The organism is Pseudomonas sp. GW821-FHT01A09 (genome assembly GCF_058986725.1).
The window spans coordinates 1-13,504 of the sequence record NZ_JBYSWB010000038.1 but is presented as its reverse complement, the minus strand read 5'-3'; the positions used below and the strand labels follow the sequence as shown (position 1 = coordinate 13,504).

The window sequence follows — 13,504 nt, the reverse complement described above, 5'->3', positions numbered from 1 at the left end:
CTTAGTCGTGTAACGCTCTGAAATGGGCGGCCATAGCGGGTGAAAGCCCCGTACACTCATGAGGTTTACAACATGACTATTGGTGTAGTCGGTCGTAAGTGCGGTATGACCCGCATTTTTACCGAAGAAGGTGTCTCTATTCCGGTTACGGTCATTGAGATCGAGCCGAATCGCGTCACCCAGTTCAAAAATGAAGAAACTGATGGCTATCGTGCAGTGCAAGTCACTGTCGGCGAGCGTCGTGCTTCGCGCGTGACTGCTGCTCAAGCAGGTCACTTCGCCAAGGCGAACGTTGCTGCGGGTCGCGGTGTCTGGGAATTCCGTCTTGAAGAAGGCGAGTACCAGGCTGGCGACTTGATCAATGCTGAAATCTTCGCTGCAGGCCAACTGGTAGACGTTACCGGTCAGTCCAAGGGTAAAGGCTTTGCCGGTACCATCAAGCGTTGGAATTTCCGCGGTCAAGATAACACCCACGGTAACTCCGTCTCCCACCGCGTCCCTGGCTCTATCGGCCAGTGCCAGACTCCTGGTCGTGTTTTCAAGGGCAAAAAAATGTCCGGTCATATGGGCGCAGAGCGCGTGACCGTTCAGTCCCTGGAAGTTGTGCGCGTCGACGCTGAACGCAATCTGCTGCTCGTCAAGGGTGCTGTTCCTGGCGCTACTGGCGGCAACCTGGTTGTGCGTCCGGCAGCCAAGGCTCGCGGTTAAGGGGAAGCGAAAATGCAATTGAATGTAAATGACGCTCAAGCGATCGAAGTTTCCGAACTGACTTTCGGCGGCGAGTTCAACGAGACGCTGGTGCACCAAGCAGTCGTGGCCTACATGGCCGGCGGCCGTCAGGGTACTGCCCAGCAAAAAACCCGTTCCGACGTTCGTGGTGGCGGTAAGCGCCCGTGGCGTCAGAAAGGTACTGGCCGTGCTCGTGCCGGTACCATCCGCAGCCCAATCTGGCGCGGCGGCGGCACCACCTTTGCAGCTCGTCCACAAGATCACAGCCAAAAGCTCAACAAGAAGATGTATCGCGCAGCACTGCGCTCCATCCTCGCTGAGCTGGTCCGCACCGATCGCCTGGTCGTGGTTCAGGATTTCGCTGTTGAAGCACCGAAAACCAAAGACCTGCTGAACAAACTGAATGGCATGGGCCTGACCGACGTACTGATTGTCTCCGACTCCGTCGACGAGAATCTGTACCTGGCTGCTCGTAACCTGCCACACGTTGATGTACGTGACGTGCAAGGTTCCGACCCAGTTAGTCTGATCGCCTACGACAAAGTGTTGATCACTGTGTCTGCCGTGAAGAAATTCGAGGAGCTGCTGGGATGAACCAGGAACGCGTATTTAAAGTTCTGCTTGGCCCGCACGTTTCCGAGAAGGCCACGGGTCTGGCTGACAAGAAAGGTCAGTTCGTTTTCAAGGTTGCTACTGACGCAACCAAGCTTGAAATCAAGAAGGCCGTCGAAAGCCTGTTCAGCGTGAAAGTTGAGCGTGTGACTACCCTGAACGTTCTGGGTAAAAGCAAGCGCACTGCTCGCGGTCTGGGCAAGCGTAATGACTGGAAGAAGGCAGTTATCTCCCTTCAGCCAGGCCAAGATCTCGATTTCAGCAGCAGTGCTGAGTAAGGAAGGGGTGCATCATGGCAATCGTTAAATGCAAACCGACTTCCCCTGGCCGCCGTCATGTGGTCAAGGTGGTCAACAAGGAGCTGCATAAAGGCGCTCCTCACGCACCGCTGCTCGAGAAAAAATCGAAGTCTGGTGGTCGTAACAACAATGGCCGTATCACTACACGTCACGTGGGTGGTGGTCATAAGCAGCATTACCGTTTGGTCGACTTCCGTCGCAACGACAAAGATGGCATTCCAGCCACTGTCGAGCGTATCGAATACGATCCAAACCGTACTGCTCACATTGCACTGGTTCTGTTCGCAGACGGCGAGCGTCGTTACATCCTCGCACCTAAAGGTGTGAATGCTGGCGACCAGCTGATCTCAGGTGCTCTGGCTCCAATCAAGCCAGGCAACACTCTGCAGCTGCGCAATATCCCAGTGGGTAGCACCATTCACGGCATCGAATTGAAGCCGGGCAAAGGTGCTCAGATCGCTCGTTCCGCTGGTGCCTCGGCTCAGCTGATCGCTCGCGAAGGTGTCTACGTGACCCTGCGTCTGCGCTCTGGTGAAATGCGTAAAGTCCTGGCTGAATGCCGTGCGACCCTGGGTGAAGTCTCGAACTCCGAGCACAGCCTGCGTTCGCTGGGTAAAGCTGGTGCCAAACGCTGGCGTGGCGTTCGCCCAACCGTTCGTGGTGTTGCCATGAACCCGGTTGACCACCCACATGGTGGTGGTGAAGGTCGTACCTCCGGTGGTCGTCATCCGGTATCGCCATGGGGCTTCCCGACTAAGGGTGCCAAGACTCGTGGTAATAAGCGTACCGACAAAATGATCGTCCGTCGTCGCAAGTAAATAGAGGGATACGACAGTGCCACGTTCTTTGAAAAAAGGTCCTTTTATTGATCTTCACCTACTGAAGAAGATCGAAGTGGCGGCGGAAAAGAATGATCGCAAGCCGGTGAAAACCTGGTCGCGTCGTTCGATGATCCTGCCACAAATGGTCGGTCTGACCATCGCTGTACACAACGGTCGTCAACACGTCCCCGTTCTCGTGAACGAAGACATGGTCGGTCATAAACTGGGCGAGTTCGCCGGTACCCGCACATATCGCGGGCACGTGGCTGACAAGAAAGCCAAGCGTTAAGGGGTCTGGAAATGGAAGTAGCCGCTAAGTTGTCGGGCGCTCGAATCTCCGCCCAAAAAGCCCGCTTGGTCGCCGACCAAATTCGCGGGAAAAAGGTGGGCGAAGCGCTCAACCTGTTGGCTTTCAGCAGCAAGAAAGCAGCAGAAATCATCAAGAAAGTGCTGGAGTCGGCCGTAGCCAACGCCGAGCACAACGAAGGCGCAGACGTTGATGACCTGAAGGTCAGCACCGTTTTCGTCAACGAAGGGCGTTCGCTGAAGCGCATCATGCCACGTGCCAAAGGCCGTGCTGATCGCATCGTCAAGCGGTCTTGCCATATCACTGTCAAGGTTGCTGACAAGTAACGGAGTAGATCAGATGGGTCAGAAAGTACATCCCATTGGCATACGCCTGGGAATCGTCAAGGAGCACACCTCCGTCTGGTACGCAGACGGTCGGACTTATGCGGACTATTTGCTCGCAGATCTGAAGGTGCGTGAATACCTCCAAGACAAACTAAAAAGCGCGTCCGTGAGCCGTATCGATATCCATCGTCCGGCCCAAACTGCACGCATCACCATCCACACTGCTCGTCCAGGTATCGTTATCGGGAAGAAAGGTGAAGATGTTGAGAAACTGCGTCAGGACCTGACCAAGCAAATGGGTGTGCCTGTGCACATCAATATCGAAGAGATCCGCAAGCCGGAACTCGACGGTATGCTGGTTGCGCAGAGCGTAGCTCAGCAGCTGGAGCGTCGTGTGATGTTCCGTCGCGCCATGAAGCGCGCCGTACAGAACGCCATGCGCATTGGTGCCAAGGGCATCAAGATCCAAGTGAGCGGTCGTCTCGGCGGTGCTGAAATCGCACGTACTGAATGGTACCGCGAGGGTCGTGTGCCACTGCACACCCTGCGTGCCGATATCGACTACGCAAACTACGAAGCTCACACCACTTACGGTGTGATCGGTGTCAAGGTTTGGATCTTCAAAGGCGAAGTAATTGGTGGTCGCCAGGAAGAGCTGAAACCTCAAGCGCCAGCGCCTCGTAAAAAAGCTGCTAAATAAGGAGTACGCGTAATGTTGCAACCAAAGCGTACGAAGTTCCGCAAGCAGATGACTGGCCACAACCGTGGTCTGGCACTGCGCGGTAGCAAAGTCAGCTTCGGCGAATTCGCCTTGAAAGCTGTTGCCCGCGGTCGTCTCACCGCCCGCCAGATCGAGTCGGCACGTCGTGCTCTGACCCGTCACGTGAAACGTGGCGGCAAGATCTGGATCCGTGTATTCCCGGACAAGCCGATTTCCAAGAAGCCTCTCGAAGTGCGGATGGGTAAAGGTAAAGGTTCGGTAGAATATTGGGTTGCCCAGATTCAGCCAGGCAAAGTCCTGTATGAAATCGAGGGTGTTACTGAAGAGCTGGCGCGTGAGGCTTTCGCCTTGGCAGCTGCAAAGCTGCCTCTCGCCACCTCCTTTGTTAAGCGGACGGTGATGTGATGAAAGCGAATGAACTTCGTGAAAAATCAGCACAGCAACTGAACGAGCAACTGCTCGGCTTGCTGCGCGACCAGTTCAATCTGCGCATGCAGAAAGCAACTGGCCAGTTGGGGCAGTCTCACCTGCTCTCGCAAGTGAAGCGCGACATCGCTCGCGTGAAAACTGTGCTCAACCAGCAGGCAGGTAAGTGATCATGGCTGAAGCCGAAAAAACCGTCCGTACGCTGACTGGCCGTGTTGTCAGCGACAAGATGGACAAAACCATCACCGTTCTGATCGAGCGTCGCGTAAAGCACCCGATCTACGGTAAATACGTTAAGCGTTCGACTAAGCTGCACGCTCACGACGAAACCAACCAGTGCAAGATCGGCGACAAGGTCACTATTCGTGAAACCCGTCCGCTGGCCAAGACCAAGTCCTGGGCACTGGTTGACGTTCTCGAACGCGCTGTTGAAGTCTAAGGGCTAAGGGTCGGAGAAATTTTATGATTCAGACTCAATCCATGCTCGATGTGGCCGATAACAGTGGCGCTCGTCGCGTTATGTGCATCAAGGTACTCGGCGGTTCGCACCGTCGTTACGCTGGCATCGGTGACATCATCAAGGTGACCGTGAAGGAAGCAATTCCTCGTGGCAAGGTGAAGAAAGGTCAAGTGATGACTGCTGTTGTAGTCCGCACTCGTCACGGCGTTCGTCGTGCTGACGGCTCCATCATCCGCTTCGATGGCAACGCTGCTGTTCTGTTGAACAACAAGCAAGAGCCAATCGGCACCCGTATCTTTGGGCCAGTGACCCGTGAACTTCGTACTGAGAAGTTCATGAAGATCGTCTCGCTCGCCCCAGAAGTGCTGTAAGGAGATCCGACATGCAAAAGATTCGTCGTGACGACGAGATCATCGTGATCGCCGGCAAAGACAAAGGTAAGCGCGGTAAGGTGCTGAAGGTTCTCGCTGATGACCGTCTGGTCGTTGGTGGTGTAAACCTGGTCAAGCGTCATACCAAGCCTAACCCGATGTCGGGCGTACAGGGCGGTATCGTCGAGAAAGAAGCGCCATTGCACGCTTCTAACGTCGCCATTTTCAACGGCGAAACCAACAAGGCTGACCGCGTTGGTTTCAAAGTAGAAGAAGGCAAAAAAATTCGTGTCTTCAAGTCGACCCAAAAAGCGGTTGATGCTTGAACACTGCTAGGTAGAAGACCATGGCACGACTCAAAGAGATTTATCGGAAGGAAATCGCCCCCAAGCTTAAGGAAGAACTTAAGCTTGCGAACGTGATGGAAGTTCCGCGCGTTACCAAGATCACCCTGAACATGGGTGTTGGCGAAGCAATCGGCGACAAAAAAGTCATCGAGCACGCTGTTGCCGACCTCGAGAAAATCACCGGCCAAAAAGCCGTCGTGACTTTTGCTCGTAAATCCATCGCGGGCTTCAAAGTCCGTGAGGGCTGGCCGATTGGCGTCAAAGTCACTCTGCGCCGTGATCGTATGTACGAATTCCTGGACCGCCTGCTGGCGATCTCCCTGCCTCGGGTACGCGACTTCCGCGGCCTGAATGCCAAGTCCTTCGATGGTCGTGGCAACTACAGCATGGGCGTGAAAGAGCAGATCATCTTCCCGGAAATCGATTACGACAAGATCGATGCTCTTCGCGGTCTGGACATCACCCTGACCACTACTGCACGTTCGGATGAAGAAGGTCGCGCTCTGCTGCGTGCTTTCAAATTCCCGTTCCGCAACTGATTGGAGACGGAATAATGGCCAAGACGAGCATGAAGAACCGTGAGCTGAAGCGTCAGCAAACGGTCGCAAAATACGCCAAGAAGCGCGCTGCACTGAAAGCTATCATCGTTGATCTGAACGCAAGTCCAGAAGCACGTTGGGAAGCTACCGTTGCACTGCAGAAGCAACCACGTGACGCCAGCGCTTCGCGCCTGCGTAACCGTTGCCGCCTGACTGGCCGTCCACACGGCGTTTACCGCAAATTCGGCCTCGGCCGTAACATGCTGCGTCAAGCAGCCATGCGCGGTGACGTACCAGGTCTGGTCAAAGCCAGCTGGTAAGCCGTTGCGGCAGAGGCACGGCGCGACGCTGAGAGATCAGCCGACCGCCGGTGACCTCGCACTTGAATCAAGCCCCTTATGGGGCTTGTTTCATTTGTGGAGTACGTTTAGAATTGCCGGCTCGCCTGAGCCCGGGTTTTTGGACCGGATCACATGCTCGGCGATGTGTAGCAGCCGCAAGGCTCATTTTTTTTGTATCAGGAGCGTCTAGCCCATGAGTATGCAGGACCCGTTAGCGGACATGCTAACTCGAATCCGTAATGCCCAGATGGCTGAAAAGGCCGTTGTGAGCATGCCGTCTTCCACGTTGAAGGTAGCTGTAGCTAAAGTTCTGAAGGACGAAGGCTATATCGCGGGTTTCCAGGTAAGCAGCGAAGTAAAACCGTCGCTTTCCATCGAGCTCAAGTACTTCGAAGGCCGTCCGGTCATTGAAGAAGTCAAACGCGTAAGTCGTCCAGGCCTGCGTCAGTACAAGTCCGTCGAAGATCTGCCGAAAGTACGTGGCGGTCTGGGCGTGTCTATCGTCTCCACCAACAAAGGTGTGATGACGGATCGTGCTGCGCGCGCTGCCGGTGTCGGCGGCGAAGTTCTTTGCACAGTGTTCTAAGGGGGGATAAGCATGTCTCGCGTCGCTAAGAACCCCGTAAAGCTGCCATCGGGCGTCGAAATCAAATTCGTCGGTCAGCAGCTTTCGGTGAAGGGTGCCAAGGGCACTCTCGAACTGAACGTTCACTCGTCGGTTGAAATCGTTGAAGAGGCTGGCGAACTGCGTTTCGCTGCCAAAAACGGCGATCAACAGACCCGTGCAATGGCAGGTACTACCCGTGCTCTGGTCAACAACATGGTCCAAGGCGTAAGCCAAGGCTTCGAGCGCAAGCTCCAGCTGGTCGGTGTTGGTTACAAAGCACAGGCAAAAGGCACAGTGCTGAACCTGGCTCTCGGCTTCTCGCACCCGGTGGATTATGAACTGCCGGCAGGCATCACCGCTGAGACTCCTAGCCAGACCGATATCCTGATCAAGGGCATCGACAAGCAGCTGGTGGGTCAAGTGGCCGCCGAAATCCGCGATTTCCGTCCGCCAGAGCCTTACAAAGGTAAAGGTGTGCGTTACGCGGACGAAGTCGTCCGTCGTAAAGAAGCCAAGAAGAAGTAGGGCCTAGCAAATGACCGACAAAAAAGTTACTCGTCTGCGTCGCGCTCGCAAAGCACGCCTGAAAATGCACGAACTCGAAGTCGTGCGTCTCTGCGTGTTCCGCTCGTCGCAACACATCTATGCCCAGGTCATCTCGGCCGACGGCAACAAAGTCTTGGCAAGTGCCTCGACTTTGGACAAAGAACTGCGTGATGGCGCCACTGGCAACATCGACGCGGCCACTAAGGTTGGCCAGCTGGTCGCTACGCGTGCTAAGGCCGCTGGCGTCTCGCAGGTGGCTTTCGACCGCTCTGGCTTCAAGTACCATGGTCGCGTGAAAGCGCTGGCTGATGCTGCTCGTGAAGCTGGGCTGGAGTTCTAAGTTATGTCAAATAACGACCAAAAGCGCGACGAAGGCTACATCGAGAAGCTGGTTCAAGTGAACCGCGTTGCAAAAACCGTTAAAGGCGGCCGTATCTTCACCTTCACCGCGTTGACCGTGGTAGGTGATGGCAAAGGCCGTGTCGGCTTCGGCCGTGGCAAGTCGCGTGAAGTGCCTGCTGCAATCCAGAAGGCTATGGAAGCTGCTCGTCGCAACATGATCCAGGTGGACCTGAACGGTACCACTCTGCAGTACGCCATGAAGTCCGCTCACGGCGCTTCGAAGGTGTACATGCAGCCTGCTTCCGAAGGTACCGGCATCATCGCCGGCGGCGCAATGCGTGCCGTACTGGAAGTCGCTGGTGTTCAGAACGTTCTGGCCAAGTGCTACGGTTCGACCAACCCTGTGAACGTGGTTCATGCCACTTTCAAAGGTCTGAAGTCGATGCAGTCCCCATCGTCGATTGCTGCTAAACGCGGCAAGAGCGTAGAGGAGATCGTCTGATCATGGCTACCGTCAAAGTAACGCTGATCAAAAGCATGACCGGCCGCATCCCTAACCACAAACTGTGCGTTAAGGGTCTGGGTCTGCGTCGCATCGGTCACACTGTAGAAGTCCAGGATACTCCCGAAAATCGCGGGATGATCAACAAGGCTTACTACATGCTGCGAGTCGAGGGTTAATCGATGAAACTCAATGATCTGAGTCCAGCGCCGGGTTCCCGTCGTGAAAAGCATCGTCCGGGCCGTGGTATCGGTAGCGGTTTGGGCAAGACTGGTGGCCGTGGCCACAAAGGTCAAACCTCCCGTTCCGGTGGCACCATTGCTCCAGGCTTCGAAGGCGGTCAACAGCCGCTGCATCGTCGTCTGCCGAAGTTCGGTTTCGTTTCGCTGAAAGCCATGGATCGCGCAGAAGTGCGTCTGTCCGAGCTGGCCAAAGTGGAAGGCGACATCGTCTCCGTGCAGTCCTTGAAGGATGCCAACGTGATCAACCAAAGCGTACAGCGTGTGAAAATCATGCTGTCCGGTGAAGTGACTCGCGCTGTGACCATCAAGGGAATCGCCGCCACCAAAGGTGCGCGTGCGGCTATCGAAGCAGCTGGCGGCAAGTTCGAGGAATAAATGGCTAAGCAAGGTGCTCTCTCAGCGCTCAGCAAAGGCGGGTTATCGGAGCTTTGGGCTCGTCTGCGTTTTCTATTCCTGGCGATTATCGTCTACCGAATAGGCGCACACATCCCAGTGCCTGGTATCAACCCGGACCGGCTGGCCGATCTGTTCAAACAGAATGAGGGGACCATTCTTAGCTTGTTCAACATGTTTTCCGGCGGCGCGCTGGAACGGATGAGCATTTTTGCACTGGGGATCATGCCGTACATTTCGGCATCGATCATCATGCAGCTGATGACCGCCGTGAGCCCGCAGCTGGAGCAGTTGAAGAAGGAAGGTGAAGCTGGCCGTCGCAAGATCAGCCAGTACACCCGCTATGGCACCGTCATCCTGGCTTTGGTTCAAGCAATTGGCATGTCCATTGGCCTGGCCAACCAGGGTGTAGCGTTCGCTGGTGGTCTCAGCTTCTATTTCGTTGCGGTGTCCACTTTTGTGGCCGGTGCGATGTTCATGATGTGGCTGGGCGAGCAGATTACCGAGCGTGGTGTCGGTAACGGTATCTCGATGCTGATTTTTTCGGGTATCGTCGCCGGTCTTCCGAGAGCAGTAGGGCAGTCTTTCGAGTCTGCACGTCAGGGCGATATCAACATCTTCGCGCTGGTTGCGATCGGTGTGTTGGCAGTAGCGATCATCGGTTTCGTGGTGTTCATCGAGCGTGGTCAGCGGCGTATCGCCGTTCACTATGCCAAGCGTCAGCAGGGCCGCAAGGTCTTCGCCGCGCAGACGAGCCACTTGCCGCTGAAAGTGAATATGGCTGGTGTGATACCGGCTATTTTCGCGAGCAGCATCCTGTTGTTCCCGGCTTCGCTGGGTCAATGGTTCGGTCAGTCTGCGGGTATGGGCTGGCTGCAGGATCTCTCGCAGTCGATCGCTCCTGGTCAGCCGTTGAATATTCTGCTGTTTAGTGCAGGGATTATTTTCTTCTGCTTCTTCTATACGGCGTTGATGTTCAATCCGAAAGACGTAGCGGAAAACCTGAAGAAGTCCGGTGCCTTTATTCCGGGTATTCGTCCAGGCGAGCAGTCGGCACGCTACATTGATGGCGTCCTGACTCGTTTGACCATGTTCGGTGCTCTGTACATGATGTGCGTCTGCCTGCTTCCCCAGTTCCTGGTGGTGGCTGCAAACGTTCCGTTCTACCTTGGCGGGACTTCGTTGCTGATTGTGGTAGTGGTTGTGATGGACTTCATGTCCCAAGTACAATCGCACCTCGTTTCGCACCAGTACGAATCCCTGATGAAAAAAGCCAACCTGAAAGGCTACGGTGGCAGCGGTCTGCTGCGCTGAGAGTCCCTTAAGGTTCGAGGAGTTGGCAATGAAAGTTCGTGCATCGGTGAAAAAGCTGTGCCGTAACTGCAAAATCATTCGTCGCGAAGGCGTCGTTCGAGTCATTTGCAGCGCGGAACCGCGTCACAAGCAGCGCCAAGGCTGAGTGTGATGTGCTACAAGCCCAGCAGCTAGTGCGCTGCTGGGTTGATTATTTGTTATTACAGCGATATCATCTTGCGCCCTATTTCTTGGCTTCCGGGGCGTAGGTAGCTGTCAATTGGAGTCCCACTGAATGGCCCGTATTGCAGGCGTTAACATTCCAGATAACAAGCACACTGTTATCTCGCTGACCTACATCTATGGTGTTGGTCGCACAACTGCACAGAAAATCTGTGCAGACACTGGGGTAAACCCAGCTGCGAAGATCAAGGATCTGAGCGACGAGCAGATTGAACAGCTGCGTGGCGAAGTGGCGAAGTTCACCACTGAAGGTGACCTGCGTCGCGAAATCAACATGAAAATCAAGCGCTTGATGGATCTGGGCTGCTACCGCGGTCTTCGTCATCGTCGTGGTCTGCCAGTACGCGGTCAGCGTACCAAGACCAACGCGCGGACCCGTAAAGGTCCTCGTAAGCCGATCCGCAAGTAATCGCACCAGCGAATCGACAGGAATTTAGTCATGGCAAAACCTGCTGCTCGTCCTCGTAAAAAAGTCAAAAAGACAGTGGTTGATGGCATCGCCCACATCCACGCGTCTTTCAACAACACCATCGTGACCATTACCGATCGTCAAGGTAACGCCCTGTCCTGGGCTACCTCCGGCGGTTCGGGTTTCCGCGGTTCTCGCAAGTCCACCCCGTTCGCTGCTCAAGTAGCTGCTGAACGTGCTGGTCAAGCTGCGCTGGAATATGGCCTGAAAAACCTTGACGTCAACGTCAAAGGTCCAGGTCCAGGTCGTGAGTCCGCTGTCCGTGCATTGAACGGCTGCGGCTATAAGATCGCCAGCATCACCGACGTGACGCCAATCCCGCATAACGGGTGCCGTCCGCCGAAGAAGCGCCGCGTGTAATTCAGGAGACGATAGATAATGGCTCGTTACATTGGTCCAAAATGCAAACTGGCTCGTCGTGAAGGCACTGACCTGTTCCTGAAAAGCGGCGTTCGCGCCCTGGAATCGAAGTGCAATATCGAAGCAGCCCCAGGTATCCACGGCCAGCGCCGCGGCCGCCAGTCCGACTACGGCACCCAGCTGCGTGAAAAGCAGAAAGTCCGTCGTATCTACGGCGTTCTCGAGCGTCAGTTCAGCGGCTACTACAAAGAAGCTGCTGGCAAGAAAGGTGCAACCGGTGAAAACCTGCTGCAACTGCTCGAATGCCGTCTGGACAACGTCGTATACCGTATGGGCTTTGGTTCGACTCGTGCCGAATCCCGTCAGCTGGTATCGCACAAATCGATCAGCGTTAACGGCAAAACCGTAAACGTTCCGTCCTACCAGGTTCGTGCTGGTGACGTGGTCGCGATCCGCGAGAAAGCAAAGAACCAGCTTCGCATTGTCCAAGCTCTCGATCTGTGTGCCCAGCGTGGCCGCGTAGAATGGGTAGAAGTAGACACTGAGAAAAAATCTGGCGTCTTCAAAAGCGTTCCAGCTCGCAGTGATCTGTCCGCCGACATCAACGAAAGCCTGATTGTCGAGCTCTACTCCAAGTAAGGGCTAGAAAATAGGTGCATCCATGCAGATTTCGGTAAATGAGTTCCTGACACCTCGCCACATTGATGTGCAAGTTGTCAGTCCAACCCGCGCCAAGATTACCCTCGAGCCTCTCGAGCGTGGTTTTGGCCATACCCTGGGCAACGCGCTGCGCCGCATCCTGTTGTCCTCCATGCCTGGCTGTGCAGTAGTCGAGGCCGAGATTGACGGTGTACTCCACGAGTACAGCGCCATCGAAGGTGTACAGGAAGATGTCATTGAAATCCTGTTGAACCTTAAAGGTCTCGCCATCAAGCTGCACGGTCGTGACGAAGTTACGCTGACCTTGTCGAAAAAGGGTTCGGGGGTGGTTACCGCTGCCGATATTCAGCTGGATCATGATGTCGAGATCGTTAACCCCGATCACGTAATCGCTAACCTGGCGTCTAACGGCGCCCTGAACATGAAGCTCGTTGTAGCTCGTGGTCGTGGTTATGAACCGGCCGACTCGCGTCAAAGCGATGAAGACGAAAGCCGCAGCATTGGTCGCTTGCAGCTTGACTCTTCGTTCAGCCCGGTACGTCGTATCGCATACGTGGTGGAAAACGCCCGTGTCGAACAGCGCACTAACCTGGACAAGCTGGTTATTGATCTGGAAACCAACGGTACTCTGGATCCTGAAGAGGCTATCCGTCGCGCTGCAACCATCCTGCAACAGCAGTTGGCTGCGTTCGTGGACCTCAAAGGTGAAGCCGAGGCACCAGTGGTTGAACCGGAAGACGAGATCGATCCGATCCTGCTCCGCCCGGTTGACGATTTGGAACTGACCGTACGTTCGGCTAACTGCCTCAAGGCGGAGAACATTTACTACATTGGTGATCTGATTCAGCGCACCGAAGTAGAACTGTTGAAGACTCCGAACCTGGGCAAGAAATCCTTGACTGAAATCAAGGATGTATTGGCCTCGCGTGGTCTGTCTCTCGGCATGCGCCTCGACAGCTGGCCGCCTGCAAGTCTTAAGAAGGACGACAAGGCGACTGCCTGATCGTCGTAATCACCGAACGTCGTGTTTGGTAAGGAATGAACCATGCGTCATCGTAAAAGTGGTCGCCACCTGAGCCGTACCAGCTCGCACCGTAAGGCTATGTTCCAGAACATGGCGGTGTCGCTGTTCGAGCACGAGCTGATCAAAACTACATTGCCTAAAGCCAAGGAACTGCGTCGCGTAGCCGAGCCGCTGATCACCCTGGCCAAGACCGATAGCGTTGCTAACCGTCGTCTGGCTTTCGACCGTACTCGTTCGAAAGCTATCGTTGGCAAACTGTTCAACGATCTGGGCAAGCGTTATGCAACCCGTGAGGGTGGCTACCTGCGCATCCTCAAGTGCGGTTTCCGCGCTGGCGACAACGCGCCTATGGCGTACGTCGAACTGGTTGATCGTCCTGTCGGTGGCGTTGTAGAAGCTGCTGAATAAGACGAAAAGTCTGTTCAAGAAAACCGGGCCCAGTGCCCGGTTTTTTTATGGTGCGCCAGGCATGGCGCGTTGCGCGTAAGCGCAACCAGCTTGGCTGTGGTGGCCACGCTGGTGAC

At 55.2% G+C, this 13,504-nt stretch carries 27 protein-coding genes; all 27 read left to right on the top strand.

What is annotated here, in order from left to right:
- Positions 1-72 precede the first annotated feature (72 nt).
- Positions 73-708: a 50S ribosomal protein L3 gene (gene rplC / locus AC3WJP_RS26885; RefSeq protein WP_226507478.1), complete on the top strand. Its 636-nt coding sequence runs from the start codon at positions 73-75 to the stop codon at positions 706-708.
- 12 nt (positions 709-720) lie between these two features.
- Complete coding sequence (rplD, locus tag AC3WJP_RS26880) at positions 721-1,323, top strand: 50S ribosomal protein L4 (RefSeq protein WP_493724197.1); 603 nt, start codon at positions 721-723, stop codon at positions 1,321-1,323.
- Positions 1,320-1,619 carry a 50S ribosomal protein L23 gene (rplW, locus tag AC3WJP_RS26875; protein ID WP_226507476.1) on the top strand — a complete coding sequence of 100 codons (300 nt, stop codon included), beginning with the start codon at positions 1,320-1,322 and terminating at the stop codon, positions 1,617-1,619. Before rplD ends, rplW begins: the two co-directional genes overlap by 4 nt.
- Before the next feature lie 14 nt (positions 1,620-1,633).
- Complete coding sequence (gene rplB / locus AC3WJP_RS26870; protein ID WP_493724196.1) at positions 1,634-2,458, top strand: 50S ribosomal protein L2; 825 nt, start codon at positions 1,634-1,636, stop codon at positions 2,456-2,458.
- Between the two features lie 16 nt (positions 2,459-2,474).
- Positions 2,475-2,750 carry a 30S ribosomal protein S19 gene (gene rpsS / locus AC3WJP_RS26865; RefSeq protein WP_002555486.1) on the top strand — a complete coding sequence of 92 codons (276 nt, stop codon included), beginning with the start codon at positions 2,475-2,477 and terminating at the stop codon, positions 2,748-2,750.
- Between the two features lie 11 nt (positions 2,751-2,761).
- Complete coding sequence (gene rplV, locus AC3WJP_RS26860) at positions 2,762-3,094, top strand: 50S ribosomal protein L22 (RefSeq protein ID WP_003210077.1); 333 nt, start codon at positions 2,762-2,764, stop codon at positions 3,092-3,094.
- A gap of 13 nt (positions 3,095-3,107) precedes the next feature.
- Positions 3,108-3,794, top strand: a complete 687-nt coding sequence (gene rpsC, locus AC3WJP_RS26855; RefSeq protein WP_008065719.1) for a 30S ribosomal protein S3 — start codon at positions 3,108-3,110, stop codon at positions 3,792-3,794.
- A gap of 12 nt (positions 3,795-3,806) precedes the next feature.
- Entirely contained in the window at positions 3,807-4,220 is a 414-nt protein-coding gene (gene rplP / locus AC3WJP_RS26850) for a 50S ribosomal protein L16 (protein ID WP_226507474.1), read from the top strand.
- Positions 4,220-4,411, top strand: a complete 192-nt coding sequence (gene rpmC / locus AC3WJP_RS26845; protein WP_002555481.1) for a 50S ribosomal protein L29 — start codon at positions 4,220-4,222, stop codon at positions 4,409-4,411. Before rplP ends, rpmC begins: the two co-directional genes overlap by 1 nt.
- A gap of 2 nt (positions 4,412-4,413) precedes the next feature.
- A complete protein-coding gene (gene rpsQ, locus AC3WJP_RS26840) occupies positions 4,414-4,680 on the top strand; it encodes a 30S ribosomal protein S17 (RefSeq protein ID WP_043192528.1) in 267 nt (88 codons plus the stop codon).
- Positions 4,681-4,703: 23 nt separating this feature from the next.
- Positions 4,704-5,072, top strand: coding sequence for a 50S ribosomal protein L14 (gene rplN / locus AC3WJP_RS26835; RefSeq protein WP_002555479.1), 369 nt, complete (start codon positions 4,704-4,706; stop codon positions 5,070-5,072).
- 11 nt (positions 5,073-5,083) lie between these two features.
- Positions 5,084-5,398, top strand: a complete 315-nt coding sequence (gene rplX, locus AC3WJP_RS26830) for a 50S ribosomal protein L24 (protein ID WP_049860773.1) — start codon at positions 5,084-5,086, stop codon at positions 5,396-5,398.
- Between the two features lie 20 nt (positions 5,399-5,418).
- Positions 5,419-5,958: a 50S ribosomal protein L5 gene (gene rplE / locus AC3WJP_RS26825; protein ID WP_226507472.1), complete on the top strand. Its 540-nt coding sequence runs from the start codon at positions 5,419-5,421 to the stop codon at positions 5,956-5,958.
- Between the two features lie 14 nt (positions 5,959-5,972).
- A complete protein-coding gene (gene rpsN / locus AC3WJP_RS26820) occupies positions 5,973-6,278 on the top strand; it encodes a 30S ribosomal protein S14 (protein WP_493724195.1) in 306 nt (101 codons plus the stop codon).
- Between the two features lie 214 nt (positions 6,279-6,492).
- Positions 6,493-6,885: a 30S ribosomal protein S8 gene (gene rpsH, locus AC3WJP_RS26815; RefSeq protein WP_493724194.1), complete on the top strand. Its 393-nt coding sequence runs from the start codon at positions 6,493-6,495 to the stop codon at positions 6,883-6,885.
- A gap of 12 nt (positions 6,886-6,897) precedes the next feature.
- Complete coding sequence (gene rplF / locus AC3WJP_RS26810) at positions 6,898-7,431, top strand: 50S ribosomal protein L6 (RefSeq protein WP_493724193.1); 534 nt, start codon at positions 6,898-6,900, stop codon at positions 7,429-7,431.
- Positions 7,432-7,441: 10 nt separating this feature from the next.
- Complete coding sequence (gene rplR / locus AC3WJP_RS26805; RefSeq protein WP_003186037.1) at positions 7,442-7,792, top strand: 50S ribosomal protein L18; 351 nt, start codon at positions 7,442-7,444, stop codon at positions 7,790-7,792.
- A 3-nt stretch (positions 7,793-7,795) separates the two neighbouring features.
- On the top strand, positions 7,796-8,296 hold the full coding sequence (gene rpsE, locus AC3WJP_RS26800) for a 30S ribosomal protein S5 (protein WP_407312822.1): 501 nt from the start codon (positions 7,796-7,798) through the stop codon (positions 8,294-8,296).
- Between the two features lie 2 nt (positions 8,297-8,298).
- Positions 8,299-8,475: a 50S ribosomal protein L30 gene (rpmD, locus tag AC3WJP_RS26795; protein ID WP_003176408.1), complete on the top strand. Its 177-nt coding sequence runs from the start codon at positions 8,299-8,301 to the stop codon at positions 8,473-8,475.
- A 3-nt stretch (positions 8,476-8,478) separates the two neighbouring features.
- Complete coding sequence (gene rplO, locus AC3WJP_RS26790) at positions 8,479-8,913, top strand: 50S ribosomal protein L15 (RefSeq protein WP_226507467.1); 435 nt, start codon at positions 8,479-8,481, stop codon at positions 8,911-8,913.
- Positions 8,914-10,245, top strand: coding sequence for a preprotein translocase subunit SecY (secY, locus tag AC3WJP_RS26785; protein WP_226507466.1), 1,332 nt, complete (start codon positions 8,914-8,916; stop codon positions 10,243-10,245).
- A 28-nt stretch (positions 10,246-10,273) separates the two neighbouring features.
- A complete protein-coding gene (rpmJ, locus tag AC3WJP_RS26780) occupies positions 10,274-10,390 on the top strand; it encodes a 50S ribosomal protein L36 (protein WP_002555468.1) in 117 nt (38 codons plus the stop codon).
- Between the two features lie 129 nt (positions 10,391-10,519).
- A complete protein-coding gene (gene rpsM, locus AC3WJP_RS26775) occupies positions 10,520-10,876 on the top strand; it encodes a 30S ribosomal protein S13 (protein ID WP_008374135.1) in 357 nt (118 codons plus the stop codon).
- Between the two features lie 30 nt (positions 10,877-10,906).
- Positions 10,907-11,296, top strand: coding sequence for a 30S ribosomal protein S11 (gene rpsK / locus AC3WJP_RS26770; protein WP_002555466.1), 390 nt, complete (start codon positions 10,907-10,909; stop codon positions 11,294-11,296).
- An 18-nt stretch (positions 11,297-11,314) separates the two neighbouring features.
- Entirely contained in the window at positions 11,315-11,935 is a 621-nt protein-coding gene (rpsD, locus tag AC3WJP_RS26765) for a 30S ribosomal protein S4 (RefSeq protein ID WP_226507465.1), read from the top strand.
- A gap of 22 nt (positions 11,936-11,957) precedes the next feature.
- A complete protein-coding gene (locus AC3WJP_RS26760) occupies positions 11,958-12,959 on the top strand; it encodes a DNA-directed RNA polymerase subunit alpha (protein WP_226507464.1) in 1,002 nt (333 codons plus the stop codon).
- 42 nt (positions 12,960-13,001) lie between these two features.
- Positions 13,002-13,388 carry a 50S ribosomal protein L17 gene (gene rplQ / locus AC3WJP_RS26755; protein WP_493724192.1) on the top strand — a complete coding sequence of 129 codons (387 nt, stop codon included), beginning with the start codon at positions 13,002-13,004 and terminating at the stop codon, positions 13,386-13,388.
- The last annotated feature ends 116 nt before the right edge of the window (positions 13,389-13,504 follow it).